The organism is Variovorax sp. CF079, assembly GCF_900101545.1.
GTDB lineage: Bacteria > Pseudomonadota > Gammaproteobacteria > Burkholderiales > Burkholderiaceae_C > Variovorax.
On sequence record NZ_FMZU01000025.1, the window covers coordinates 58244 to 81917 of the forward strand.

Annotated in this window: 31 protein-coding genes; 14 read left to right on the forward strand and 17 right to left on the reverse strand. The window is 63.7% G+C overall.

Going from position 1 to position 23674, the window contains the following annotated elements:
• Positions 1-1968 (forward strand): acetate--CoA ligase, encoded by a 1968-nt coding sequence (acs, locus tag BLS74_RS28250; RefSeq protein WP_093110456.1) that lies wholly within the window; start codon positions 1-3, stop codon positions 1966-1968.
• A 106-nt stretch (positions 1969-2074) separates the two neighbouring features.
• Complete coding sequence (locus BLS74_RS35270; protein WP_244504049.1) at positions 2075-2494, forward strand: hypothetical protein; 420 nt, start codon at positions 2075-2077, stop codon at positions 2492-2494.
• Between the two features lie 219 nt (positions 2495-2713).
• Here the strand turns inward: BLS74_RS35270 and BLS74_RS34620 are convergent, their stop codons facing one another.
• Positions 2714-2995, reverse strand: coding sequence for a hypothetical protein (locus tag BLS74_RS34620; RefSeq protein ID WP_170855743.1), 282 nt, complete (start codon positions 2993-2995; stop codon positions 2714-2716).
• Positions 2996-3631: 636 nt separating this feature from the next.
• Here BLS74_RS34620 and BLS74_RS28270 point away from each other — a divergent pair.
• Entirely contained in the window at positions 3632-4129 is a 498-nt protein-coding gene (locus BLS74_RS28270; RefSeq protein WP_093110457.1) for a helix-turn-helix transcriptional regulator, read from the forward strand.
• Entirely contained in the window at positions 4126-4791 is a 666-nt protein-coding gene (locus tag BLS74_RS28275; protein WP_093110458.1) for a nucleotidyl transferase AbiEii/AbiGii toxin family protein, read from the forward strand. The genes BLS74_RS28270 and BLS74_RS28275 overlap by 4 nt, the downstream gene beginning before the upstream one ends.
• Here BLS74_RS28275 and BLS74_RS35275 read toward each other — a convergent pair.
• A complete protein-coding gene (locus BLS74_RS35275; RefSeq protein ID WP_244504056.1) occupies positions 4759-4941 on the reverse strand; it encodes a phage integrase family protein in 183 nt (60 codons plus the stop codon). The genes BLS74_RS28275 and BLS74_RS35275 overlap by 33 nt on opposite strands.
• A gap of 42 nt (positions 4942-4983) precedes the next feature.
• Between BLS74_RS35275 and BLS74_RS35280 the strand changes: the two genes are divergently transcribed.
• Both BLS74_RS35280 and BLS74_RS28290 read left to right on the forward strand, forming a co-directional pair.
• A complete protein-coding gene (locus BLS74_RS35280) occupies positions 4984-5193 on the forward strand; it encodes a hypothetical protein (protein WP_093110459.1) in 210 nt (69 codons plus the stop codon).
• Positions 5194-5296: 103 nt separating this feature from the next.
• Positions 5297-5491 carry a hypothetical protein gene (locus tag BLS74_RS28290; protein WP_139191765.1) on the forward strand — a complete coding sequence of 65 codons (195 nt, stop codon included), beginning with the start codon at positions 5297-5299 and terminating at the stop codon, positions 5489-5491.
• A gap of 65 nt (positions 5492-5556) precedes the next feature.
• Here BLS74_RS28290 and BLS74_RS28295 read toward each other — a convergent pair whose 3' ends face one another.
• From BLS74_RS28295 to BLS74_RS34055, 5 genes are all read right to left on the reverse strand, one after another.
• Positions 5557-8100, reverse strand: a complete 2544-nt coding sequence (locus tag BLS74_RS28295) for an isoleucine--tRNA ligase (protein ID WP_093110461.1) — start codon at positions 8098-8100, stop codon at positions 5557-5559.
• Between the two features lie 638 nt (positions 8101-8738).
• Positions 8739-9149, reverse strand: coding sequence for a phasin family protein (gene phaP, locus BLS74_RS28300; protein ID WP_093110462.1), 411 nt, complete (start codon positions 9147-9149; stop codon positions 8739-8741).
• A 142-nt stretch (positions 9150-9291) separates the two neighbouring features.
• Positions 9292-9525, reverse strand: coding sequence for a DUF2789 domain-containing protein (locus tag BLS74_RS28305; protein WP_093110540.1), 234 nt, complete (start codon positions 9523-9525; stop codon positions 9292-9294).
• Positions 9526-9956: 431 nt separating this feature from the next.
• A complete protein-coding gene (locus BLS74_RS28310) occupies positions 9957-10466 on the reverse strand; it encodes a hypothetical protein (protein ID WP_170855744.1) in 510 nt (169 codons plus the stop codon).
• A gap of 402 nt (positions 10467-10868) precedes the next feature.
• Positions 10869-11303 (reverse strand): hypothetical protein, encoded by a 435-nt coding sequence (locus BLS74_RS34055; RefSeq protein ID WP_170855745.1) that lies wholly within the window; start codon positions 11301-11303, stop codon positions 10869-10871.
• 185 nt (positions 11304-11488) lie between these two features.
• On the opposite strand from BLS74_RS34055, the gene BLS74_RS28320 reads away from it, so the two are divergent.
• Positions 11489-12163 (forward strand): alpha/beta hydrolase, encoded by a 675-nt coding sequence (locus BLS74_RS28320; RefSeq protein ID WP_244504050.1) that lies wholly within the window; start codon positions 11489-11491, stop codon positions 12161-12163.
• Between the two features lie 96 nt (positions 12164-12259).
• Here the strand turns inward: BLS74_RS28320 and BLS74_RS28325 are convergent, their stop codons facing one another.
• Together BLS74_RS28325 and BLS74_RS28330 are read right to left on the reverse strand one after the other, a co-directional pair.
• Positions 12260-12478: a hypothetical protein gene (locus BLS74_RS28325; RefSeq protein WP_093110465.1), complete on the reverse strand. Its 219-nt coding sequence runs from the start codon at positions 12476-12478 to the stop codon at positions 12260-12262.
• The gene (locus BLS74_RS28330) at positions 12475-12702 is read right to left on the reverse strand and encodes a hypothetical protein (RefSeq protein WP_093110466.1); all 228 of its coding nucleotides are present in this window, start codon (positions 12700-12702) and stop codon (positions 12475-12477) included. The genes BLS74_RS28325 and BLS74_RS28330 overlap by 4 nt, the downstream gene beginning before the upstream one ends.
• Before the next feature lie 428 nt (positions 12703-13130).
• Here BLS74_RS28330 and BLS74_RS28335 point away from each other — a divergent pair, with 428 nt between their 5' ends.
• The 3 genes from BLS74_RS28335 (at position 13131) to BLS74_RS35670 (ending at position 14860) form a co-directional block, all read left to right on the forward strand.
• Positions 13131-13811 carry a cyclase family protein gene (locus BLS74_RS28335; RefSeq protein ID WP_093110467.1) on the forward strand — a complete coding sequence of 227 codons (681 nt, stop codon included), beginning with the start codon at positions 13131-13133 and terminating at the stop codon, positions 13809-13811.
• A 156-nt stretch (positions 13812-13967) separates the two neighbouring features.
• Positions 13968-14738: a DUF72 domain-containing protein gene (locus tag BLS74_RS28340; RefSeq protein ID WP_348272446.1), complete on the forward strand. Its 771-nt coding sequence runs from the start codon at positions 13968-13970 to the stop codon at positions 14736-14738.
• Positions 14735-14860 carry a hypothetical protein gene (locus BLS74_RS35670; protein WP_348272447.1) on the forward strand — a complete coding sequence of 42 codons (126 nt, stop codon included), beginning with the start codon at positions 14735-14737 and terminating at the stop codon, positions 14858-14860. Before BLS74_RS28340 ends, BLS74_RS35670 begins: the two co-directional genes overlap by 4 nt.
• Before the next feature lie 53 nt (positions 14861-14913).
• Here the strand turns inward: BLS74_RS35670 and BLS74_RS35595 are convergent, their stop codons facing one another.
• The 6 genes from BLS74_RS35595 to BLS74_RS28365 form a co-directional block, all read right to left on the reverse strand.
• Positions 14914-15048, reverse strand: a complete 135-nt coding sequence (locus tag BLS74_RS35595) for a DUF6537 domain-containing protein (RefSeq protein WP_280142674.1) — start codon at positions 15046-15048, stop codon at positions 14914-14916.
• A 32-nt stretch (positions 15049-15080) separates the two neighbouring features.
• Positions 15081-15725, reverse strand: coding sequence for a pyridoxamine 5'-phosphate oxidase family protein (locus BLS74_RS28345; protein WP_093110468.1), 645 nt, complete (start codon positions 15723-15725; stop codon positions 15081-15083).
• 12 nt (positions 15726-15737) lie between these two features.
• On the reverse strand, positions 15738-16769 hold the full coding sequence (locus tag BLS74_RS28350) for a carbon-nitrogen hydrolase family protein (protein ID WP_093110469.1): 1032 nt from the start codon (positions 16767-16769) through the stop codon (positions 15738-15740).
• 132 nt (positions 16770-16901) lie between these two features.
• On the reverse strand, positions 16902-17474 hold the full coding sequence (locus BLS74_RS28355) for a hypothetical protein (protein ID WP_139191768.1): 573 nt from the start codon (positions 17472-17474) through the stop codon (positions 16902-16904).
• Between the two features lie 34 nt (positions 17475-17508).
• Positions 17509-17823, reverse strand: coding sequence for a helix-turn-helix domain-containing protein (locus BLS74_RS28360; RefSeq protein ID WP_093110471.1), 315 nt, complete (start codon positions 17821-17823; stop codon positions 17509-17511).
• A 64-nt stretch (positions 17824-17887) separates the two neighbouring features.
• Complete coding sequence (locus tag BLS74_RS28365) at positions 17888-18163, reverse strand: hypothetical protein (RefSeq protein ID WP_093110472.1); 276 nt, start codon at positions 18161-18163, stop codon at positions 17888-17890.
• Between the two features lie 166 nt (positions 18164-18329).
• On the opposite strand from BLS74_RS28365, the gene BLS74_RS28370 reads away from it, so the two are divergent.
• The 4 genes from BLS74_RS28370 (at position 18330) to BLS74_RS28380 (ending at position 21754) form a co-directional block, all read left to right on the forward strand.
• Positions 18330-18839, forward strand: coding sequence for a hypothetical protein (locus tag BLS74_RS28370; RefSeq protein ID WP_093110473.1), 510 nt, complete (start codon positions 18330-18332; stop codon positions 18837-18839).
• 53 nt (positions 18840-18892) lie between these two features.
• Positions 18893-19180 carry a hypothetical protein gene (locus BLS74_RS34065; protein ID WP_139191769.1) on the forward strand — a complete coding sequence of 96 codons (288 nt, stop codon included), beginning with the start codon at positions 18893-18895 and terminating at the stop codon, positions 19178-19180.
• 89 nt (positions 19181-19269) lie between these two features.
• Entirely contained in the window at positions 19270-20382 is a 1113-nt protein-coding gene (locus tag BLS74_RS28375) for a mandelate racemase/muconate lactonizing enzyme family protein (RefSeq protein WP_093110474.1), read from the forward strand.
• Between the two features lie 445 nt (positions 20383-20827).
• Positions 20828-21754, forward strand: coding sequence for a ketopantoate reductase family protein (locus BLS74_RS28380; RefSeq protein WP_093110475.1), 927 nt, complete (start codon positions 20828-20830; stop codon positions 21752-21754).
• 198 nt (positions 21755-21952) lie between these two features.
• Here BLS74_RS28380 and BLS74_RS28385 read toward each other — a convergent pair whose 3' ends face one another.
• Both BLS74_RS28385 and BLS74_RS28390 read right to left on the reverse strand, forming a co-directional pair.
• Complete coding sequence (locus BLS74_RS28385) at positions 21953-22246, reverse strand: DUF1330 domain-containing protein (protein WP_093110476.1); 294 nt, start codon at positions 22244-22246, stop codon at positions 21953-21955.
• Positions 22247-22551: 305 nt separating this feature from the next.
• A complete protein-coding gene (locus tag BLS74_RS28390) occupies positions 22552-23556 on the reverse strand; it encodes a helix-turn-helix transcriptional regulator (protein WP_093110477.1) in 1005 nt (334 codons plus the stop codon).
• Between the last annotated feature and the right edge of the window lie 118 nt (positions 23557-23674).

The window sequence follows — 23674 nt, forward strand, 5'->3', positions numbered from 1 at the left end:
GTGAACGAGAACGAAACAAAGACCCATCCGATTCCAGTCCCAGATATGAAGGACGCCCATGTGCCCGGCATAGCGGCCTACGACAAGCTGGTAGCCGAGGCCGACGCCGATCACAGCGCCTACTGGTCGCGCCTCGCGCGCGAGTTCCTGATCTGGAAGACGCCGTTCACCAAGGGGCTCGACGACAGCCGGGCGCCGTTCTTTGAATGGTTCGAGGATGGCACGCTGAACGTCTCGTACAACTGCCTCGATCGTCAGGTCGAGCGCGGCCTGGGCGACAAGACGGCGATCATCTTCGAGGCCGACGATGGGCAGGTGACGCGCGTCAGCTACCGCGAGCTGCTGGCGCGCACCTGCCGCATGGCCAATGCGTTGAAGGCGCGCGCCGTCAAGAAGGGCGACCGCGTGGTCATTTACATGTCGATGAGCATCGAGGGGGTGGTCGCGATGCAGGCCTGCGCGCGCATCGGGGCCACGCATTCGGTGGTCTTCGGCGGCTTCTCGGCGCAGAGCCTGCGCGACCGCATCCAGGATGTCGGCGCAGTGATGGTCATCACCGCCGACGAGCAGCTGCGCGGCGGCAAACAACTGCCGCTCAAGGCCATCGTCGACGATGCCATCGCGTTGGGCGGCTGCGAGGCGGTGAAAGACGTCATCGTCTACCGGCGCACAGGCGGCAAGATCGCCTGGGATCTGTCGCGTGACCGCTGGCTGCAAGAGGAGATGCAGAACCAGGCCGAGACCTGCGAGCCCGAATGGGTGAGCGCCGAGCATCCCCTGTTCGTGCTGTACACCTCAGGCTCGACCGGCAAGCCCAAGGGTGTGCAGCATTCCAGCGGCGGGTACCTGCTGCACGCGGCGTTGACCACGAAGTGGACCTTCGACCTGAAGGACGACGATGTGCTCTGGTGCACCGCCGACATCGGCTGGGTCACTGGCCACACCTACATCGCCTACGGCCCGCTCGCGCTGGGCGCAACCGAGGTCGTGTTCGAGGGCGTGCCCACCTATCCCGACGCAGGCCGCTTCTGGAAGATGATCCAGGACCACAAGGTCAGCGTGTTCTACACCGCGCCCACTGCCATCCGCTCGCTGATCAAGGCGGCTGAGGCTGACGAGGCGGTGCATCCGAAGCGCTACGACCTGTCGAGCCTGCGCATCCTGGGCTCGGTCGGTGAGCCGATCAATCCCGCTGCCTGGGAGTGGTTCCACCAGCACATCGGCGGCGGCCGCTGCCCGATCGTCGACACGTTCTGGCAGACCGAGACCGGCGGCCACATGATCACGCCGCTGCCGGGCGCGACGCCGCTGGTCCCGGGCTCCTGCACCCTGCCCTTCCCGGGCATTGCCGCGGCAATCGTCGACGAGACGGGCGCCGACGTGCCCAACGGCCAGGGCGGCATCCTGGTGGTCAAGAAGCCCTGGCCGAGCATGATTCGCACGATCTGGGGCGACCCGGAGCGCTTCAAGGCGAGCTACTACCCGCCCGAGCTCAAGGGCTACTACCTCGCTGGCGATGGCGCCATCCGCGATGCAACGACGGGTTACTTCACGATCACCGGCCGCATCGACGATGTGCTCAACGTCTCGGGGCATCGGATGGGCACGATGGAGATCGAATCTGCGCTGGTGTCTTGCACCGATCTGGTTGCGGAAGCCGCGGTGGTCGGCCGCCCCGACGAAACCACGGGCGAGGCGATCTGTGCCTTTGTCGTGCTGAAGGGTCCCCGCCCGAGCGGCGAGGAGGCGAAGAAAATCGCCAATGAACTGCGCAACTGGGTCGCCAGGGAGATCGGCCCAATCGCCAAGCCCAAAGACATCCGCTTCGGCGACAACCTGCCGAAGACGCGCAGCGGCAAGATCATGCGCAGGCTGCTGCGCTCCGTCGCCAAGGGCGAAACCATCACGCAGGACACGTCTACGCTAGAGAACCCGGCGATTCTGGAGCAGTTGGCCCAGAGGAACTGAGACGGTCGACGTGGCCTTCGGCCCGACCGATGAACCTCTCGACAAAATGCCCGCGCGTTCACCTCGATCCTGCGTGGAAGGTCGCCGACCCATCAATCAACAACCCATGCCCTTCGACAAAGTCTCCCCCGGCAAAGACGCTCCCGAAGCCTTCAACGTCGTCATCGAAATCCCGATGAACGCCGACCCGATCAAGTACGAAGTCCGACAAGGAATCGGGTGCGATCTTCGTCGGCATGACGAAGTCGCCCAAGACCCCTGTCTACTCGTTGATCGAGCGCAGCTATGGGGTGCGCATCACCAAGGTGCAGCAGGACATCCACGGAACCCTGATCGCCGGGGCGAGCGCCGCAGCGCTGAATGTGTCCGACGGCGCGGCCGGACTCTTCATCATCCGGCGACTTCAGAAGAAGCCCGTGAGCTGCGTCAAGCCTCACCGCTGTCGACGGTGCTTCCGCAGGATGTCCGCCTTGACATCATCTCCAAGGTTCGAGGCCTCAAAGAGCTGAGCAGTGCAGAAGGCTGACTTGGAGCACATCATCCGCGCGGCGGCTGATGTCACCAACGAGTACGAGATCATCATCGTCGGAAGCCAGTCCATTCTGGGCTCGATTGCGCACTCGCCTGAGGTCTGCACGATGTCGGCCGAGGCAGACGTGCTGCCGATGAACGATGAGAAGCGGCTATCGGACCTTGTCGATGGCAATCTCGGAGAGGGCTCCCTGTTCCATGAAACGTACGGCTACTACGCCCAGGGTGTCGATTCGAGAGCACCTCGAAGCTGCCCATCGGGTGGCGCGAGCGCCTCGTGCGCGTTCAGAATCAGAATACGAACGGCAAGGTCGGACTCTGCTTGGACCCCCTTGACCTCTTCTTGGCCAAGTGCGTTGCCAACCGAGAGAAAGACCGGAATTTCAATCGTGCGCTGCTTGCGTCGGGCATCGAGAAGTTCGATGAAGCGGTCCAACGGGCTTCGTTGTTGCCGGTCAGCAAGGTTGCCCAGGAAAGGATCGTGGCGCTCATCCATCGGCTCGCAGCGGAGGCCGGTGTCAAGGTGCCCTAGCCCATCTGGCCCTGAAGTCGACAGCCTGATGTCCGGTGCGGGTCGCAGGCCTCAGTCGGTACTCTGGAACGACCCGGAAAAATGGCCTCCTCCCAGAAGCGAGTTGTCGGGAAAGGGTCAGCAAGCTCGCTTGTTGCGAACGTTTCTCACAGCACCGCTGACCCATTGCATGCCCAGCGACACGGGCGAGCGCTCCGCCGGTTTAGAAATTGCGGTGAAGATCGCCCAAGCGGCATCTGCCTCGGCTGGCACCATCCTTGGCGAAACGCCTCGGGTCGAAAGAGCCGGCTATAGCAGAGGTCGCTCCCCCTGGGGAATTCATGCCTGTGATGGCTGTCGTAGGCGCTCAAGGCGTCGCGTAGTTCCTCTTTCGCTCTCGTAGCAAGTCCGCGAAAGCTGTGCGGTGCTACCAGGAGGCGTCCCGTTAAGTCCGTGCGCCCTCGTCTCAGCAGACTGACCTTGACCTTCCGGTCGAGGTTGGGATGCGCGAAGATGATTGTCACGCACACGACGCGACGACAGGTCTGTTTACTATCCTGAACTACACTCTGATCAATATATTGACTATCATTTAGTAAAGTAAATTTTACTTACTGCACCATGCCTATCCTCAACGAACTCGCCACACTGGTGAAACGCCAGCGCGCCGAGATGGGCCTGACGCAGGAGCGCCTGGCCCAGCTTGCCGGTCTTTCCAGGGTAACCATCAACCAACTCGAAACCGGAAAAATTGGCAACCTGAGCCTTATCAACGCAGAGCAGCTCGCCAACGTTCTTGGCTATGGGTTGGGTGTGATCGGTGTGCGCAAGGCCAAGGATGACGTTTCCCAAGCATTGGAAATCGCTGCGAAGACGGCGAGCGTCAGCTACACCGATCCAATCCCGCCAGAAACGCTTCGATTGGCCATCCTGCATGGGGTTGTTGCTCCGAATTACATTCCGCAGTTGAGGGTGCTCCTGGACGAGGCCCCGGTGGGCGTGCTTTCGGACATCACGAGGCAACTCGAGCGAGAAGACGGTGTGCGCCCCCGGTCGACGTGGCAAAAAATGCGCCAGTTGGCGGCTGCCCTGGGTTGCACACGAGGAATCTGGTCGTGAGTGCCCCAGACTTCACGCGCCCGGGAGTCTGGCAAGAGTTGCTCGCGCAAGCGCTGCAACTTACCGATCACCTGGCCGATGTAGTGCGCAACCCAACCTGGAGTTTCGGTGGCGGCACCGTTCTCATGCTGCGTCTGAATCACCGCTTCAGCAAGGACATCGACCTGTTTGTGCCCGACCCGCAGTACCTTGGTCACTTCTCCCCTCGCCTCACAGACGTCGCCGAAGCCCTGACCACGGAGTACGAGGAGGCTGCAGAGTACACAAAGCTGTTCCTGCCGGCGGGCGAGATCGACATCGTCGTGGGCACTTCGCTGACCGACAACGCCTGGGACGCCGTGCAGTACCAGGGCCGAACCATACGCGTGGAATCCTGCGCGGAAATCGTCGCCAAGAAGATGCATCACCGCGGAAACTTGGCCAAGGCGCGAGACCTTTTCGACCTCTGCGCCGTCGCAGACATGGAGCCGGAGGCGATTGAAGTCGCGCGACCGTTCTTTGTGAAGCACGGGAAAGCATTCCTGCAGCGCCTGCGGGATTACAAGGACTTGGCGAATGACGAGTTCGACAAGATCGACCGGCTCGCGTACGACCGATCGTTTGACTACTGCTTGGGGCGTGCGGAAGGCCTATTGGCCAGTCCAGGATCCGGGCGGCCTTGAGTTCGCCGACACCCGGCACCTGATGCGTTCGACCAGAGCGAAAAGCGTCAACACGCCGGCGCGCTCGAGCCGGGCGGCGAGCGAAGGATGGAGCCAGGCCGCAACGCTGTCGACTAGCCGCGGATCCTGCCCACCGGGCCCTCGCGCCATCGCAACGCTTGCAGCTGGTGGTCGATGACTCGGGCGTGACGCTTGGCCCCCCTTGACCTCTTCTTGGCCAAGTGCGTTGCGAACCGAGAGAAAGACCGGAATTTCAATCGTGCGCTGCTTGCGTCGGGCATCGTGAAGTTCGATGAAGCGGTCCAACGGGCTTCGTTGTTGCCGGTCAGCAAGGTTGCCCAGGAAAGGATCGTGGCGCTCATCCATCGGCTCGCAGCGGAGGCCGGTGTCAAGGTGCCCTAGGACAGCTGGGCCTGAAGTCGACAGCCTGATGTCCGGGCGGGTCGCGGGCCTCAGTCGGTACTCTGGAACGACCCGGATAAAATAGTTGGTGATGACGACTTCCGTGACCAAGAACAAGCTTTCCAACGACGGCTTCCGCTATGTCAAGAAGACCGTCGGGACCATCATCGACACCCCCCGCGCCGAATCCATGATGTCGTGCTTCCGCTGCGGCACGTTCAAGCTGCGGAACCTTCTGGTCTCCAAGCGATTTCTCGGCAAGAACATGCTGGTGTGCGCAGAGAAGTGCACGGGTTAATTCCTGCGCGGCGACTCGCTCGCTCAATAGCTGCCCGGGTGCACAGCTGGTTGACGGTCGAGCGTTCAGTTCCCTTGCTCGACGGCAGTGCCCTTGAGCTCCTGCCCAACCTCCTCGCACCGACGGCACAACGCCGACAAGAGCGACAACCGGTCATGTCGACGGCATCGCGGGCAGAGACCGCGGCTCGTTCGGCGAACACGGACCCCGACCGACGTGCCCGCAGCCACCCCGACGCGCGCGACACCGAAGAAATCCCTCATCTCGTCCGGCATCACCAGGAAGAGCTCCTCTGAGCAAGGCAGTGTGACCTCCAGCTCAAGCTGGGCTGCGCTCTTCAAACCGTTGGCCAGGCCCGCCTCCACATGTTGGTGGACCCGGTGTTTGAGACCGCTCAGCTGTTCGTAGGCCGCCCGCAACTCGACAGCTCGCTCCACCTTCGGCATTTGCAGTCCCTCGAGCGTCAGAAGCAAGGCCGAGGCCTCGGCACAGCCCATGGGCTTGCGGACCAACTGGAAGACTTCTTCAGCCGTGTATGGCAGCACCGGCACCAACAGCCGCATGAGCGTGTCAAGCACCCGGCCGAGCACGAACTGCGCTTCACGCCGGCGGGCAGAGTTCGCGGCGTCACAGTAGAGCGCGTCCTTGACGGCCGTGAAGTAGTCGCTTGAGACCGCATCGGCGTACTGCATCAGGGCAGCCGTTGCACCTGCGAAGTCGTAGCGTCCCGCGGCGGCCTGCACCGTGGCCACGAGCTGTTGGAGTTTGACGAGCTGCAGCCGATGCATCGAGTGCGTGAGCTCGACGGGCGCTTTGAACTCGAAGTCGACCAGGTTCTGCAGGCAGAACCGCAGCGTGTTACGCAGCTTGCGATAGCGCTCCACGGTACGTTCGAGCGACTGCGGGGATAGCTTCAGCTCCTTGGTGAAGTCTTGCTGCAGGGTCCAGAGCCTGAGCACGTCAGGGCTGTATCGCTTGAACATCTCGTCCATCGGCAGATAGTTCTTGCTCGACTTCGAATACTTGCGGCCGTGCTCATCCACGACAAAGCTATGGGTGAGCAGCGCCTTGTAAGGCGCCGGCCCGCCTGCGGCCACCGCTGTGAGCAAGGACGACTGGAACCAGCCGCGGTGCTGGTCAGAGCCCTCCAAGTAGACGTCCGCCGTCCTGCCAAAGCGTTTGCGCATCACGAGCTCGTGAGTCACGCCACTGTCGAACCAGACATCGAGGGTGCGACGTGGTCCGTCCGCCTGCCAGGCCTCGACGCCCTCCTCCACCACCCGCGCGAGCAGCGCGGCGTCCACTGCATTGCCCGGGTCTGCAAGGGGCGTGCCCCACAGGCGATTGCGCGACAAGCACCAGGACGTCCGCGACCGCAGCATGCTCCCAAGCCGCTCGCGCGCCGTCTCCGGTACGAACTGCACCTCCTTCAACGCCGCGAGGGCGCGCGGCCCCACTTCTCCCAGTTCAAGAAACCATTCCTCTGATGCCTTGAAGAAGACGGGCCGCTTGTGCCGCCAGCAGTGCGGGTACTCGTGCTGGAGGCTCGTGCGCGAGTGCACCAGATCGCCCACACGCTCGAGCACGTGGTCCGACCCTTCGCGCAAAGTCATGCCCGCCATGTCGCCGTGCAGGAAGCGGCCACCCTCGTCGACGTAGTGCTCAACGCCCAGCCCGTGAGCTTCTCCGACTCGGAAGTCGTCCATCCCAAAGGCTGGCGCCAAGTGCACCAGGCCGGTTCCGCTCGACGTCACATAGTCCGCCGCCAGCAGGGGCACGAGGTCGCCCGTGTAAGGGCTGCGCGCGTGAAGGCCGTGCAGGTCGACGGCCACGCCCGTCATTGCTTCACCTGGCGGCTGTGCTCGGACAAGGGTCCTGCCGCCCTCCTCGACCGCTGCGTAGTCGAGGGCGGGATTGAATGCGACCGCCTTGTTGGCAGGCAGGGTGTAGGGCGTGGTGGTCCACACCTGCAAGAACGTGTTTTCCCGTCCCTCCAGGGCGAAGAGGACCACCACGCTGTCTGATGCCCGCTCCTTGTACTCGACCTCCGCTTCGGCCAATGACGATGCGCAGTCCGGGCACCAGTGCACCGGACGCAGACGCTTCACCACCGACGGCAGCGCGCTGAAGAGGCGCGACGCGCCGGCTTCGAATTCGGGGTCGAGCGTGAGGTACGGCTGCTCCCAATCGGCTGCGACGCCGAAGGTGCGGAACTCGGCTGTCTGGCTGGCCACCTGGCCCTCGGCGTAGGCTCGGCACGACTCGACAAAGTCGCGCGTGTCGGCTTTGGAGTGCCCGAGCTTCTCCACCTCGAGCTCCACGGGGAGCCCGTGACAGTCGAAGCCTGGCACATAGGGCGCGAAGTAGCCATCCAGGCGCTTGAACTTCACCAGGGCATCCTTGAGTGTCTTGTTGACGAAGTGACCAAGGTGCAGGGCACCGTTGGCATAGGGCGGCCCGTCGTGCAAGAGGAAGGTCGGCCGCTCCCCGGGGCTGCGATGTAGCGCATCGACGGTGGCGGGCGCGCCCCACAGGGCGAGATAGGAGGATTTGTCCGAGTGCACTTGCGCGAGCTCGAACGACGACTTGAAAAGATTGAGGCTGTACATGATTTCGGGTCCAGAAAAGCAAAAAGGCAGCGAGGGTGAGTCGCTGCCTTGGGAGGTCGAGGTCGAAAGTGGGGCTAACCGCCCAACGTAATTCGCCCCCGGTGCTCGTTGGCAGCGGAGGTCGGAATAATCGGCATGGACCAGTGCTTGGACACGGTGAAATCGGGCGATGAGTTGAGGTTAGACGCGTTGTATCGCGTAGCCATTTTAGCGGGACGCCATGGCGCCGCGCAAATGCGCACCCCGAGCCCCTTCGGCCCTATCGAGCGCCCACCGGCGCGTCGGGCCAATCGTCGTCCTGAGCCTTGGGAGGAGGAGCTCAAGGACTCCAAATCGTCCAGTGCCTCTCGCTTCAACCGAACGGCGCCGGTTCACCGAGGACGGAACGCTTGTTGGGTTTCGCTGAATCTAGGCTCACTCGAAGGCGGCGCATCACCTCGCTCGCGTCAACATATTCGCCGCTCGTTCTTGCATTGATGCGCGAGCTCACTCCACGAAGGCAGCTTGATCCTTGCGCCCACACACCGACACGCGCACCGCCGCCTCGACGAACTTCGACAGGGCTCTTCCGTACCCGGAACCCGATCGACTTCATCGCGAATTTCACGGGTCACAGACAAATACATGGGTTCTTGTCGCTACTTGGGCTGCATCATTTTCTTGATCTCGTCCACGTGCTCGGCGGCACGCTGCGTGATATGGGCCATCGCATCGGACTGAGAGCGGCGCGCCATCTCGGCGAGTTCTTTCATATCGGCGATCGTCTTTTCGAATGCGCTGCGAACCACTTCAGTTTGCTTTGCCGGGTCTGTGCCCCCGCTGGCAGCGCCCTTGGCAACTTCCTGCATGACTTGCATCGCCTCGGCCATCATTTCGCTTTGCTTGCGGACCATGGCCTGCATGGATTCATAAGCGGCCTTGTTGGCCTCAACCAATGCTTCCACATCCTTGCGTCGCGCCTCGACGATGGCCGTCATGTCGACGCCCGGCATCTTCAACTGCTCGAGCATTTTCTTCATATCGCCAAACGGATTGATCTCTGTTGCCATAGCGTCTCTCCTGGTGATGGGCCGGAACAAAACCTGCGCCGGCGCAGCATCATTGCATATGGTGGCAGCTGTGGCATCCCCCGTCCGCTCAGGGTGTGGTGCCGCTCTGCGGTGCCCCCGCGGCGTTCGACGGGCCGAACGGCTACGCGCGCAGCAATGCGTTCAGCTGATCCACCATCTCGGCCCAATCGGCGTCCTCGCCGATCTCTTCCCGCAGGAACTGCGCTTGCCCAGGCGTCCAGAACGGAGCGTCCGCCAACTCGATCTCGCCGCGCAAGGGCCGATGCCTTGAGATGAATGAATCAATCTCGGGCTGAGTGCTTGGCAACCCAAGCTGACGAAACAGGTTCGGGAGGCTGTGGTCGGTGAGGTCCATTGACGGATTCTCCATCGAACGCGCATCTCTGATCGCGTCCAGGTGTGCCATTTCGCTCGACGGCAACCCTGGTTGTTGCAGCTCGAAGCGCGACGTGGCGTCCATGACATACGACCAATGCCAGGCCCCTTCTCGCTCGACCAATGTGATCGCAACGTCGTGACCGTTGTAGTGGAACTCGGTCTCCAGCTCCGCCATGGGCACCTCCACGGGATTGAGCCCACAAGTATGAGCTTCGCGACCATGGCGCGCGGCCTGTGCGGCCGCCATGGTCAGATCCGGTGCACAGGCGCAGCGCGTCCCGCCCGCAGGGTCCTGGACGCAGATCCGCAGGGGTCCCGCCAGTGCTCAGGCGACGATCCGGGCCTTGCGGTTGAGCGGCGCGCACGAGACATCACGAAGGCGGATTGACTGCCCGAAGGCGCGCCACCTCATCTGTGACCATCGTGCGCCCACCACTGCTTCAAGCGGCGCAGCAGCTGAACCGGACGCTTGTCCGCTCGAACGCGGCTCAGGTGCTCGCGATAGAGCGCACGCTGGGTAGTCAGTGCTGCCCGGAGAGCGACAAGATTGTCCTCTGTGTACAGCCAAACGCCTTGGAGCACGAAGTTGCCGGGCTTGCTCGAGTCCGGCTTCGGTCGAACATGGACGTCCGTGGCGCCGATGCTTCGCAACAGGTCGGATCGGGCTGCGGCAACCATCATGCCCTCGCCATACATCTCTATCTCCCGCGTCAAAGTAAAGCACACGGTCTGGATGCTAGGGAAGCGCTCCGCCAGAAACATAGTGACCTCGACCAGCAAGAGCGGGCCGAAGTTGCGTTGCTCGCTGCCCAAAGCCGGCGAAGCCAAGAAGCGACTGACGTGAACATCCGACCTGTCGGCGCTGACTTCGATCGGATCGAGCGAGCCAAGAAAGCGACCCCGGTCATAGACGAACACGGGTTCACCCAGTTCATAGTTCGACAGGTCCGGGCCCGCGAGGTGCAGTTTCTCAAAGATCAAAATTCATCAGGGTCGATTTCAAGTCATCCGGCGGCTGAAGGTCAAACCGAGGATGACACATCCTCTCTCGGGCAGGTATCGCGCGTTTCGGTGATCAAAGCGGACAATGTGCCCCACTTCACGTTCGGGCCGAGATCGTTATAGAGCATAAGCACCGGCAACGCCAACGAGCCGCCTCGGTTTGGCAACATGCACCGGGGCCGCCGACGCCGATCTTGTTGAAATCTGCATTCGTGCGAACCCAGCCAATCTCCAATTTGGCCGAAGCCTCGTCCCTTTCCCCCGCGGCGATGGCCGCTTGAACGGCCATGCCTCCGGCATCACCCCGTACTGTCAGCGCTATGGCATGGCTGCGAGACGCGACACGCATAGCTTGACTGGTCCACGGCCGACTGGCCCAACCGGGCCACCACCGCCTTGTAGTACTCGATGCCCATCAAGGCGCTCTGGGCCCGATCGGCCGCGTTCTCGCGAATGATCAGCTTGCCGCCGCACGCAAAGAAGGCCGACAGATCCGTGATCGCGCGCCTCGATCGGCGGCATGCGTTCCAAAAAAGCATTGGGGTCTTTTGATATCCCTGTGCAAATGGCGCGACACGGCACCCGCGTGCCTGCCGCGCCGACCGCGCCAAGGACGCCCATCGGCTTGCGGCGACCGCACTGCGCTTCAGCGAGCATGCGGTCCGACCTGGTCGAATTGCCAGCAGGGCTGCGCGCGTACAGCTGCGCTTCATTGAGGCCTTCGAAGCGGTTCTCCGTCTTGGCCTGGTACATGGGTGTCACTCGTTCAAGCGCTCGCCGTCGGGCAACCTCACCGATCACCTTCTGCTAGCCTGATGGCGATGGATGGACCTTGTCCAACTCGGCGGCGATTCGGCATGTGGACTGCGGTCTGCGCAGCTCTCGCCGCTTCCGGCATGGCCGGCTGCAGCTATCTCCCGCGCGCCGCCGTGGTCCCCATGCCCACGCGACTGGACAAGAGCAATTGCACGGCGGATGCCCGGACTCTCCTGGTCATCCTGCCGGGGCGCGGCATGAATTTGCGCGAGTTGGAGAGGGAGGGCTTCGTCGCGGCGGCCCGCTCGCTCGGGCTCGCAGTCGATGTAATGCGCGCCGACGCACATCTGGGCTATTACAGGGACCGCAGCATCCTCGAGCGCCTGCGCACCGACGTCATCGCGCCCGCGCAGGTGAAGGGCTACCGGTCAATCTGGCTGGCGGGCATCTCGATAGGTGGTCTTGGCGCACTGCGATATGCCGAGGCGCACCCTGCAGACGTGGCCGGGATCCTGGCGCTCGCGCCCTACCTCGGTGAGCCGGAAATGACCCAGGCGATCGTCGGCGCCGGCGGTCTGATGCGGTGGAAGGCACCGGCCGGCCCGCTCCTCGACGGGGAAATCGCTCCGCAGGCCTGGCGCAGCGTACGGAGCGTCTTGCTACGGGGTGAAGCATCCGCACGACCTCCCCTCTACCTTGGCTACGGGCTCTCCGACAGCCTCGCGCCCAGTCACCGCGTGCTTGCGCAGGTGTTGCCGCCTGGCCGAGTCTTCACCGCATCGGGTGGGCATGACTGGAAGCCGTGGCTGGGCTTGTGGCAACGCATGCTCGCAGCGTCGGAGCTGCCGCGCTGCTAACCCACCGGAAGGCTCAGGGCTGCGCGAATCTGCAAAACAAAGCCGCACCCCGCTCGTTGCAGCTCATCTGCGCGGCGATGGGAGGTTCTGTGAGTTTCAGGGCGGCGCACGTCGGCGCAGAACCTCAACCGGCCCCACGCCCTGATAGATGGTTTCGCCCGTCTTCAAGGAAGTCACAGTCCAGCGCTCGCCCGGCGTGACCTTGTAGTCTCCGGGCGCAAGCGGCAATTCGCGCTCTTCGTGAACGTCCGGCCCGAGCCACGACGGCATTCGAAGCAGGGTCGACGATTCCCGAAGGAGATCTTGCTGATTCATGGATTCTTACAAGGTTCGTACTTGCCGCGTCGCACGGGCCGGCGAAGAAGCGCGCCGCCCATTTCGCGCGCGTGGCGCTCGTACTCGCGCCGGCGCGCGTCGGCAGGGGAAGGCGACCTGGCTCTGCGCGTCGGATTGATCTCGCACCACCACGTCTGCGGGAACATCGGCCCCGTGCCCTTGGCGCTGCGCGCCGGATGGACTTCGGTGCCGGTGATCAGCAAGCCGTGCGCGTTGAAGCAGCGTCACCTTGTCGAGCAGCGGTATCAGGTAGCTCTCCCGATCCAGTCCCACCAGCACGGCCACGCGCTTCATCCCCTTCCGATACACCAGCAGCTCGCCTGGCACAGGGTCAGCCTCGATGTCCTCGGGGTGCATCTTTTGCCCCTCTCGCCGGCAGCGGCAAATGATGGCGAGCACATGCGGAACATACTGTATGGGCGTATGGGGTATCCAGTTGGCCCCCGTGAACGGACAAGAACTGGATGCGCATCCATGCTTCAGCGCCAAACGCAAGTCGGATGCGGATGGAAACGACCGCCATTGACCGCCCGCCCCTTGCATACTATGGTGCGCTCACGACCGGCACTGAGCGCGAGCCGCACCAGCAGGTCGGAGGTATCTGCGCTGAAATCAAGCGGGGGATGAACAAATGTTTGTCGACCTCTCCCACGTATTCCACGACGGGATGCCCGGCGTCCTCTTCAAGGCTGAGAACGGCGAAACAGTCGAACTCACGGCGCACATTCGACCCTACATGACGCATGCGCAGTCGCTCCCCCACTACGAGAACAAGGCCTCGTTCGAGATCTCTGACGTGGCATTCCAAAGCTCCGTCGGCACGAAGATGGATGCCCCGCGTCACCGTTTCGAAGGCGCGAACGATGTCGCTTCCATCGAACTCGGCCGCCTGATTCTGGACGGCGTCGTCATCGACGCCCGGCACGCGGGTCCCAGGCAGCAGCTGAGGTTGACAGACCTGCAGTTTCCCGAGCATCTCGCAGGCCGGGCAGTGCTGGTGAACTTCGACTGGGATCGCCATTGGGGAACGGAGACCTACCGATTGCACCCGTTCGTCTCACATGAAGTGGTGACCTGGCTCTGCAATGCAGGAATTGCCCTTTTTGGGGTGGACTGCGCGAACGTCGACTCCACGCAGGATCCAGAACGTCCAGCACATACCCGGTTTCTAAGGCAAGGCATCCTCATCGTGGAAAACCTCACCGGACTGTCGCGCCTGCACGGCGCGGCGTTCCGCTTTTTCTCCATCCCGCTGAAGGCGAGGGACGCGGCAGCCTTCCCGGTCCGTGCTTTTGCAGAGGTGCGTGAATGAGCACAGGCGAAACCGCATCTTGTCACGGGCTGGTGAGCGCAAGCTGCGTCGAGCCGCTGGAGGACATTGCCGCGGACCTTTGGCGCGACGCCCGTCTGCGCGCCATGACGCCGGCCGAAGCTGCCCAAAACTGGCTCGAGCCGGTAGCATGTGCCGATGGCCATCCTCGTCGGCACAGCCTCCTGGACTGACAAGACGCTGATCGACTGCGGGCGCTTCTACCCGAAGGAAGCGAAGACGCCCGAGGCGCGTCTGCGCTACTACGCGTCGCTCTTTCCTTTGGTCGAAGTCGATTCGAGCTACTACGGGATCCCCACGCCGATCAACGCCCACAACTGGGCCGAGCGCACGCCCGAGGGCTTCGTATTCAACGTGAAGGCCTTTCGCCTGTTCACCGGCCACCAGACCGACCCGAAGGTGCTGCACAAGGACATCAAGGAGGCGCTGGGCACGAGCCAGACGCTGTACTACCGCAGCACGCCGCCGGAGATCCGCGCCGAGCTCTGGCGCCGGTTCGTCGATGCAATCACGCCGCTCCAGGCGGCAGGCAAGCTCGGCCTGGTCCACTTCCAGTTCCCGCCCTGGCTGATGTGCAACCGCGAAGGGCATGTGCATGTCGAGCACTGCATCGAGCAGATGGAGGGGCACACCTGCAGCGTCGAGTTCCGGCACAAGTCCTGGTTCGACGAGGCGAGCCGCGCCGGCACGATCGACTTCTTGCGCGCGCTCGGCGCCGTGCACACCATCGTCGACGGGCCGCAGGGCTTCGCCAACAGCGTGCCGCTGCTGGCGGAAACCACGAACCCCGACTACGCGCTGGTGCGCCTGCACGGCCGCAACGTGGACACCTACAACATCAAGGGGGCGTCTTCAGCAGCCGAGCGCTTCGACTACGACTATCCGGACCAGGAACTGCGGAGATCGTGATCGAGGTGGTGCGGCTGGCCTACAAGGTGCGCAACACTCACCTGATCTTCAACAACTGCGACGAGGACAAGGGCCAGCGCAACGGGCTCACTTTCCTGAAGATGCTGCTGGCGCACGGTTGAGCGAGCCAGGGCGATGGGGCGTCGGCTCTCAATCCTGGCGTAACACTGGTGCCTCATGCTTGGAGGTGACAGTCGATCTCCAGCCGCGCCTCGAACTGGGCGATCAGGCTGCGTTCCAGGCGACGCTCCTGCGTGTAGCCGAAGACATCGAAAATGCCACCGCGCAGCACCTTGCCCGCGCGAGCCACTTCATGGACGACTTCTCATCCTCGCCCTTAATTCACGATTCTTCGATCGCCTTGATGTAGTCCGTGATGTCGATCGCCGGCATCTCCAATGCCTTGCGACGATCTCGCTCCGGCAAGGTATCGCGCACGAAGTCGATCTGCTTCCAGTTGGGAAACGGCGTTTCCCGCCCTGGCGCGGGCACGAACGGCGAACTCGAGACTCGCTGAAGCTTGGGGATGTATCGAGGACAGTTCAGGAAGATCTCGCTGACGGCAACCCGGACCACGAACTGGGCTTGCGGGTACTCGGAGATCAACGGGTCATCCTTCATCACGGACGCCTCTCCGCTGATCCGCAGGCGGTTGGGCTTCTCGAAGTCGATGAACAGGATGCCGACCTTTGGATTGGCCAACACGTTGCCCATGGACAGGTACATGCCGTTCCCGTCGTAGCAAGGGAAGGCCAGAGTCCGTTCGTCGACCACCTTGACGAAGCCCGCCGGACCGGCCTTGAAGGAGCAGCTTGGCTTTCCCGAGCCATCGGCCGTCGCGAGAAAGAAGAAATCCTTCGTCGCGATGAACGCGGTGTCCAGCGGGTTGAAGGTGTCGTGCAGGTTGTGGGTCTCGATGACATCCGCCAGCCGGCGCGTGTCGAACGCGTCCTGCAACTGGCGCTGTTGGTCGTGATAGATGCTCATGCGGTTCTCCGCTCAGGCGGACAGGGCCTGCGCCGCGGCGGGTTCCGCCACGGGGGTGGCCTCCGTCATCTCAGCCGCGGGAGAAGTCTGGACCACGACGGCTTCCCGCCGGGTCTTGTTCAAGAGCAGCTGCGTCACGTCGGGCCGCGCGTAGTGGCCGCTGGGGTCGGCGGCCGCCTTGGCCAGTGAGATCAGCCCGAGGTCGATGTCCGCGACGACGAAACCCTCCTCGGTCTCGGCCAGGTTCGTGCCGAGCGGAGAGCCGTCCGGCCCGTAGATGCGCGCGAAGCCACCACCGGCGAGCAGCAGCTGCTTCTTTGTCGGGTCGGTGCACAGCAGGTCGACCATAGGGCTCGATACCGTGGCGCATGGCGCGATCACGAAGCACTGGCCCTCGGCGGCATAGAGCTGGCTGGCGCCGTTGTTGACCTCCGGGCCGAGCGCGTAGGCGCCGCCCCGATAGAGGGAGAAGCTCGGCCAGGCGGCACAATGGATCTGCTCGTTCTGCGAGTACATGGCGTACTTGGAAAGCGGCTGCAGATGCTCCCAGCAGCACAGTGACCCGATGTTGCCGATCTCTGTTTCGCACACGCTGAGGTCGGAGCCGTCGCCCTCGCCGAAGACGGTGCGCTCGACGTGGGTGGGCTTGAGCTTGCGGCGCGTCTGCACGACGTTGCCCTTGTCGTCGATCAGGAACTGAGCGATGTAGAGGCTGCCTCCGGCCTTCTCGCTGAAGCCCGACGAGATCCAGATGCGATGCTTGCGTGCGGCGTCCCTGATGCGCTCGAACTCGGGCGATCCGATCACCAGCGAGTTGTCGTGGTAGCGCTGCACGAACTGCATGCCCCAGGCCGGCGAATCCAGCCAGATCCACCAGGGGTAGCCCGGCAACCAGGTCTCGGGGAATGCAAGCAGCTGGATGCCATCCTTCGCCGCGCGGCCCATCAGGTCGATGGTCTTGTCGATCGTCGCGTCGAGGTCGAGGAACACAGGGGCGGCCTGGACCGCGGCGACGCGTAGCCTGGGGTGGGTCTTGCTTGTCATGATGGAGAACTCCGGTGGATTTCGAGCGTGGTGCCCAAGGGCTGAGGGGTTGTCCCCGCCTTGTCAGCAGGTTGACAGAAGACTAGGGCGGCTTCGGCTTTGACGCTTGTCCAGGCGTTGCAGCGTTCTTGTCTAAAAATCGCGCATCGTCGGATTTCGCTGCTGGCACATCCGGCACAGAATGGGGCCGATCAACACCCCTCCGTCGTCGCCGCAGCCGCTTACGTATGGCGGCTGGCTCATGACCTGATCGACCAAACGCTCGAAGGGCGCGATGCCTGTGGTTGCTTCGCAGCGGCCGAACACCTTGGCGCGATGCACGCCCAACGCCGCCAAGTACGCCCAGGCGCCGGCGCGTTCGTACTCGTGCTCCACGCGCATTGACTTTCCCGCCTCGGTGGGCAGGCTCGGATGCATGCGCAGCCGAGCCTGGATACTGGTCTTCTCGTCGGTCGAGATGACGAACTCGTCCTTGCGCAGCGACTGCCCTTGCCAGCGTCGCTCGTACAGGTCCAGGATGCGGCCGGCCTTGGCCTGGAAGTGCGGGTCGCGCGCAAAGATCCAGCATCGGTGCCGCCACGGGCGAATCGCGTCCTCGTGCAACCAATGCCAAACCGTGCTGTCGCTGATGCGCGCCACCAGGCCCGAGCGCTGCGCGTGTCGCGCCACGTCGGCGACGCTCAGGCACGACAGCGGCAAGCCCAAGGTGGCCGGCAACTCGCATGCGAGCGCCTTGATCTCAACCGTGACCTCTGGGGGGAAAGACCCGAGGGCGTCCCGGGCGGGCTCTCTCTTCGAGACCCGCCAATCGCTCCTTGAAGAAACGCTGGCGCCACTGACTGACCACCTCGCGCCGGGTGTCCAGCCGCGCGGCGATCTCGTCGTTGTCCAAGCCGTTGGCGGCCATCAGGATCATCTTGGCTCGAACAACTTCGAAATACGGCAACGTATATCTGGTTGCACGACGATTCAACTCGGCCGACTCATCCAGCGTCAACTCGATATGGAACGGACTCTTCCTTGGCATATGCAACCCCTGGTCGAAGGATTGCATCAAGACGCCATACGTGGCCGAACTTATCAAGAATACACGTGGCCGTATTTATGAAACTGCCTACTTAGTCAGGCAATTGCTGGAGTTCGGCGAGCGTCGCTCGCAGGGTGCCCAACGCTTTCACGGCGGCAGCGAACTCGCCCACTTCCACGCCCTGATCGCTCAGGCTCTGTAGCACGAACTGCTCAAAGGCATCGCCGGTCTTTCCCTCAAGCAACTGGTGATCTTCGAGGATCACATTTCCAAGCAACAGCAGCTCTGCCAGCGCGCGAGCAGGCCGGCGATGGGAACGTTCGAACTCGACTCGCAGGGCTGCGATCTCATCACTGGTGGCCGTCATGAGCGTAGTTTGCCCCAGCCTTCAGCCATTCTCCAAACGAGATATTCCGCAAGCGGTTCGCGCCAGCTTGCTGGCAAAGGATGTACTGACCTAGGCCGGAAGTGCAGCGGACAAACACCATCGCTCGAAACATACTTTCCTATCCAAGTCCTGATCGGGCCGGCAGATGGAAACTGGAAAGCTGCTCGCGATTGTGGAGGTTGCACAAGCCAGACGGTTTGCATGTCAGGCCGCAGGCTGTGGCCGCACTGTTTTTCGGCAGCTTTACGTCGTCGTCCACAGCGAGGGAATCATCGTCCTGGGCGCAGGCTGCTATCGAAAGATGCTCGGCACCGAAGTCTCAGCTCGGCCGCTGCATGGGACGCCTGATGTCCGCCGTCTCACCGAGCGGGAGTGCAGCTTGCTCGCGGAGAATCCGGCTCAGCTGATGGCGGAGTTCGACGCGGGACACGCATCCGCCTTCGGTGCTCTCTCGGCGCGTCCGAGCCCGCGCGAGGCCACCCCGCGCGCGCGAACTCCTCGCTTGCCCATTTGGACCAGACGCCAGTTTGGTGCGCAGGCGGAGAAAGAGGTTGAAGCGCAATACGGGCGAAGCTCGGACCTCAAGGGCTGGCGTTCGCTGGTCGACCTCCGCATCAGGGAGCTCGCGGACCGGGTCACCGCGTCGAAGGCGTAGCGGCCCAGCAGGGTGCAGATCTGACTCAAGGATGGCGGGTGCCGCAACCCTCCATGGCTCAAGCTGTCGATCGGCGGCCAGGATCGAAGGCCGTGGCGTTGCGCATCAAGGACTTTGGAGCAGCTCTGCCAAGCTACTTTGAACGCGCTGGGCAACACACTTTGAATTTTCCGGTGGGTTTTTCACCCATCTTTGAATTTTCCGGGGGCCGCGAGGGGATCTCGAGCCGCCGCCGGTTAGGTCGCAACCGCCGGTTGGGGCCCGTTGCGGTCTTTCAGTATCAAGAGGAGCTGACCTTCATCAAAGTTACTGAACGGCCAGGAGCCGTCAGTCGCGACTGACGGCTCTCCAGGTAGGGCGACGAGCGAATTGATCAACATCCCGGAACCCGTCATCATTGACGGCACACGATTGGTGCAGAGGTCCAGCCATGAAGATCGAGCGCATCGAGATCCACCTCATCCGCGTGCCCTTCGACATGGGCGCGGCGCCAAAGGCCTTTGCCGGTATGAACTGGACGTCCGTGGACTCGCTGTTCGTGCGCGTGTGCACCGATGTCGGCGTCGAGGGCTGGGGCGAAGGGTGGGGGCACGTCGCGTGTCCGACCACGAGTGCAGCGCTGGCGAGCCTGGTCGGACCCGCGTTCATCGGAAGCGAGGTTTCCGACCGGTCCGCGTTGATGGCCGAGATGGCGCATCGCTTTCACATTCATGGACGCAGCGGCCCGGTCGTCTATGCGCTGTCGGCCATTGAGATCGCGTTGTGGGACATCGCCGGCAAGGTGGCATCGTTGCCGATCGCATCGCTGCTCGGCGGAGCGCCGCGCGAACTGACTGCCTATGCGAGCCTGCTGCGCTACGCGGAACCGGAGTTGGTCGCACGAGCGGTCGAACGAGCCCTGGCCCAGGGGTTCCGACACATCAAGCTGCACGAAGTCCGGCTGGAGACCGTACGCGCTGCGCGTGCCGCCTGCGGCGAGTCCGTGTGGATGGCCCTGGACACCAACTGCCCTTGGAGCGTATCGCAGTCGATCGACAACGCACGAGCACTTGAAGCCTCGCGGCTGGCTTGGCTGGAAGAGCCGGTATGGCCGCCGGAGGACTTCCATGGTTTGGCTCGCGTGCGCGCAGCTGCCTCCACGCCGATCGCCGCCGGCGAAAACGTCGCCGGCATCCACGAGATGGAGTCCATGCTGCGCACGGGCGCGGTCGACATCTGCCAGCCCAGCGTCATCAAGTTCGGCGGCATCGAGGCGGTCGCTCAGGCCGTGACCCTGGCGCGCGCGCACGGCGTCGACTATGTGCCGCACTGCTTCTACTTCGGCCCCGGCTTTCTGGCGTCGCTGCACTTGGCTGCAGCGTACGCACCGGAGGTGCCGTTTGAACTCTTCTTCGGCGACCTGCAGGCCAGCCCCTACCACGACGCGGTGCGGGCTCGCGACGGCCAGCTGGCCGTGCCAACGGGACCGGGGCTCGGGATCGAGCCGGACCTGGCCGTGATCGATCGCTGTCGTCTGGGCGCGCCGATCGTGATCGGGCGCTGACCCGATCGGCATTTAGGTCATTCAGTCACGGGGTTCGTCGACCACCGCTGCAGTCGAGCGGCACGCCGCACAGACGAGTCACCGGGGAGGTGCAGGCAAACAAAGCCTGCTGCTCGGGCGATCCAGTCACAGTGCCCAGCTCGTGAATCCATGGCAGCGCGCAGTGCCGCCAGATTTGGGCGAACGGCTCGGCTGAGCCCGTTGCTGCACGCAGCCCAGGCGGATGCTGACAGAGGTGGGGCTTTCCGGGGCCGTGGCGTAAAGGGGCGTTCCGCACTCGGGCCAGAACACCTGAGCGCGCCGGTTGCCGCTCTGGGCGACCTTCACGTCACTGTTGGTCTTGCATGCCCGGAGCCCGCTTGGTACTTCGGCGCGGCGGCTGGCGGGGATGGTCCGAGGAGACCGTGAGGGTATGCTGCAGCCGAGCAGTAGAAGGAGGCGCACCATGCGTATCGCGTTCATGGGCTCGGGTGGATTGGGCGGCTACTTCGGCGCTCGCCTTTGCAGAGGGGGTGCAGATGTGCACTTCATCGCCCGCGGCAGTCACCTTCGAGCCATGCGTAGCGAAGGCCTGCGCGTGGAAGGCCCCGAGCCCATCCATATTCCTCGCGTCGCTGCGACTGACAATCCAGCAGAAGTCGGCGTGGTCGATTACGTCATGCTCTGCGTCAAGCTGTGGGACACGGAAGCTGCCCTGCAGCAGATCCGCCCATTGGTCGGCGCGGGCACGACCATCATCTCGTTTCAAAACGGTGTTCTGAAGGATCAGTACCTGCGAGCCGCCTACGACGCATCGCAGATCATGGGCGGCGTCGGCTACGTGGCGACGACGATCGACAGGCCCGGCGTCATACGTCAAACAGGGTCGATGCAGAGGCTGCTGTTCGGCGAGTTCGATGGCTCGCGGTCAGCCCGGGGGCAAGCGCTCCTCGAGGCCTGCCTCGCCGGCGGCATCAGGGCGGAACTCTCCGAGAACATCCTTCGCGAGATTTGGCAGAAGTATGTGTTCTTGGTGGGCTTGTCGGGGACCACGACGACGATTCGCAAGCCCATCGGTCCGATCCGCGAAAATCCGCAGACACGTGCCTTCCTGCTCGAAGTGATGCGCGAGGTCGTTGGGGTCGGCAGGGCCTACGGCGTGGATTTGCCCGAGAACTACGCTGAAGTGCGCCTCCAGCTTGCAGACGACGTGGCCTATGACATGACCTCCTCGATGCATCACGATCTCGAGCGAGGCAATCCCTTGGAGGTCCGCTGGCTCTCCGGGGGCGTTGTGGAGCTTGGTCAGCGCAAAGACATACCGACGCCCCTGAATCGCGCGATCGCCGACATCCTCGCACTGCACGCTGACGGAACAGCGAGCGCAAAGTGACGCCCGACAGATCGGCACACAGGTTCCGCCAGGCAGGACCTCGCCCGCTCCCGTGGGCCGTTGATCCCTGACGTCGAGCGTCGGAGTTCGGGCGCCTGGATCGAACTGCAATAAGGCCGCTCTGGGTTGAGAGCGGCGTCGAGCGGCTGCTTTTTGGCATCCACATTGAATGGCTGGTGATGGCCGGTTGCGGCTGGCCTAGGGGTCGAGACCCTCAACACTCACGAGGCGCGCCGAACTGCATTCGTCCCGAATCGTCTTCAGGCCTTGGTAGACAGGACCGTTGTAGAAGGTCTCCCACGCCGACACCGAAGGAAATTCGAGGATGACCATTCTTCGAGGTAACCAGTCTCCCTCGTATACCTTGTGGGCGCCACCACGGGCCAAGTACCTCGCGCCAGCAGCTTCGAGCGCTGGCTTCACTTGGCGCATGAAATCCTGATATCGCTCAGCATCGCGAATCTCGACGTCAAAGACAACGTAGGCGGCCATGTCATCTCCAATATTCGGGAACGCAGCTTACAGCGTTCGTGTCTCGAACGAATGGGCGTGCGCGCGAGCACGGAGCTGGGCGAGCGCACCCGCCTCTGGTCGTTCTGATCCGCGGGAGAATCGTCATGCGGCGCATGCCAAGGCAGGAATCATGAACGCATCGATCGTCCCGGACAACCTGAATGCCAAGGCGCTCTACGAACGCCTGGGATTCCAGATGGAGGGCGTCAAGCGCAGATCTTTCCGGGTCGATGGCACCGTACCACGATGCCTACGCGATGGCGCCGCTGCGAGAAGCCTGACGCTCAGGCGGGCCCTGCCATCTTCCTGTTCTTCTTCCTCGGCTTCTCGCCGGCCGCAAGGCAGCGCGCGAGACGCTCGCTCGCGACGCGCAGCCGCTGCTTCAGCGCAGCGGGCTCCAGCACCTCGTAGTCCACGTCGAGCGCCATCAGCCAGTAGACCAGCGAATCGAGCGCGTTCGCGCCGCACTGGAGGAGGCATCGCTTCGCATCGATCTCTTCCAGCAAGCCGGCCGATGGCGGAATGCGCCGCGCCATCGCCGCGCGCGGCGCGTGGAGCACCACGCGCGCCTGCTCGGAGTAGGGGTTGACCGCGAGCGAGCGCGACACATAGGCGCGCAAGTCGCCGCCCTCGGGTGCGGGGCGCGGCGCGAAATGGCCGCCGGTGGCGAGCGTGCCCGCGATGCGATCGATGCGGAAGGTGCGCCAGTCCTGGCGCGCCGGGTCCCAGGCCACGAGGTACCAGCGCTGGCCGGTGTGCACCACGCCTTGCGGCTCCACGGTGCGGGCGCTGGCGCGGCCCTGGCTGTCGGCGTAGTCGAAGGACAGGCGCAACTGCTCGCGGCAGGCGGCCGCTAGTTGCGCGAGCTGGGCCGCGTCGACCACCGGCCCGGCCCGATCGAGCGGGACGATGGCGGAGCGCAGCGCGTCGATCCGGCGGTGCAGGCGCGACGGCATCACCTGCTCGAGCTTGACGAGCGCGCGCAGCGACGCCTCCTCGATGCCGGTGACGGCCCCGGCCGTCGCGGTGCGCAGCGCGATCGCAGTGGCGAGCGCCTCCTCGTCATCGAGCAGCAGCGGCGGCAGCGCGTGGCCCGGGCGGAACGCGTAGCCGCCCGCCACGCCGCTGCTGGCATGCACGGGGTAGCCCAGTTCGCGCAGGCGGTCGATGTCCCGGCGCAGCGTGCGCGGGTGGATCTCCAGCCGCTCGGCGAGCTCGGCGCCGGCCCAGTGGCGGCGGGTCTGCAGCAGGGAGAGCAGGCGAAGAAGACGCGAGGAGGCGGTCAGCATAGCAGGACTGTAGCTCGCATCGAGGGCGGAATCTGTCCGCAATGACATCTAGAGTTCACGACATCGCAGCTGCGGCCGCGACAGTCCCCCGAAACCCCAACCCAACCAGGAGCCCACC

Bases quoted from the DNA above. Each gene is read 5' to 3' on its own strand.
- BLS74_RS35270 (WP_244504049.1), top strand. From the start codon at position 2,075: ATGCCCTTCGACAAAGTCTCCCCCGGCAAAGACGCTCCCGAAGCCTTC.
- BLS74_RS34620 (WP_170855743.1), bottom strand. From the start codon at position 2,995: ATGGATGAGCGCCACGATCCTTTCCTGGGCAACCTTGCTGACCGGCAA.
- BLS74_RS28270 (WP_093110457.1), top strand. From the start codon at position 3,632: ATGCCTATCCTCAACGAACTCGCCACACTGGTGAAACGCCAGCGCGCC.
- BLS74_RS35275 (WP_244504056.1), bottom strand. From the start codon at position 4,941: ATGGCGCGAGGGCCCGGTGGGCAGGATCCGCGGCTAGTCGACAGCGTT.
- BLS74_RS28295 (WP_093110461.1), bottom strand. From the start codon at position 8,100: ATGTACAGCCTCAATCTTTTCAAGTCGTCGTTCGAGCTCGCGCAAGTG.
- phaP (WP_093110462.1), bottom strand. From the start codon at position 9,149: ATGGCAACAGAGATCAATCCGTTTGGCGATATGAAGAAAATGCTCGAG.
- BLS74_RS28305 (WP_093110540.1), bottom strand. From the start codon at position 9,525: ATGGACCTCACCGACCACAGCCTCCCGAACCTGTTTCGTCAGCTTGGG.
- BLS74_RS34055 (WP_170855745.1), bottom strand. From the start codon at position 11,303: ATGTACCAGGCCAAGACGGAGAACCGCTTCGAAGGCCTCAATGAAGCG.
- BLS74_RS28320 (WP_244504050.1), top strand. From the start codon at position 11,489: ATGCCCACGCGACTGGACAAGAGCAATTGCACGGCGGATGCCCGGACT.
- BLS74_RS28325 (WP_093110465.1), bottom strand. From the start codon at position 12,478: ATGAATCAGCAAGATCTCCTTCGGGAATCGTCGACCCTGCTTCGAATG.
- BLS74_RS28335 (WP_093110467.1), top strand. From the start codon at position 13,131: ATGTTTGTCGACCTCTCCCACGTATTCCACGACGGGATGCCCGGCGTC.
- BLS74_RS28340 (WP_348272446.1), top strand. From the start codon at position 13,968: ATGGCCATCCTCGTCGGCACAGCCTCCTGGACTGACAAGACGCTGATC.
- BLS74_RS28345 (WP_093110468.1), bottom strand. From the start codon at position 15,725: ATGAGCATCTATCACGACCAACAGCGCCAGTTGCAGGACGCGTTCGAC.
- BLS74_RS28350 (WP_093110469.1), bottom strand. From the start codon at position 16,769: ATGACAAGCAAGACCCACCCCAGGCTACGCGTCGCCGCGGTCCAGGCC.
- BLS74_RS28360 (WP_093110471.1), bottom strand. From the start codon at position 17,823: ATGCAATCCTTCGACCAGGGGTTGCATATGCCAAGGAAGAGTCCGTTC.
- BLS74_RS28365 (WP_093110472.1), bottom strand. From the start codon at position 18,163: ATGACGGCCACCAGTGATGAGATCGCAGCCCTGCGAGTCGAGTTCGAA.
- BLS74_RS28370 (WP_093110473.1), top strand. From the start codon at position 18,330: ATGGAAACTGGAAAGCTGCTCGCGATTGTGGAGGTTGCACAAGCCAGA.
- BLS74_RS34065 (WP_139191769.1), top strand. From the start codon at position 18,893: ATGGCTCAAGCTGTCGATCGGCGGCCAGGATCGAAGGCCGTGGCGTTG.
- BLS74_RS28375 (WP_093110474.1), top strand. From the start codon at position 19,270: ATGAAGATCGAGCGCATCGAGATCCACCTCATCCGCGTGCCCTTCGAC.
- BLS74_RS28380 (WP_093110475.1), top strand. From the start codon at position 20,828: ATGCGTATCGCGTTCATGGGCTCGGGTGGATTGGGCGGCTACTTCGGC.
- BLS74_RS28385 (WP_093110476.1), bottom strand. From the start codon at position 22,246: ATGGCCGCCTACGTTGTCTTTGACGTCGAGATTCGCGATGCTGAGCGA.
- BLS74_RS28390 (WP_093110477.1), bottom strand. From the start codon at position 23,556: ATGCTGACCGCCTCCTCGCGTCTTCTTCGCCTGCTCTCCCTGCTGCAG.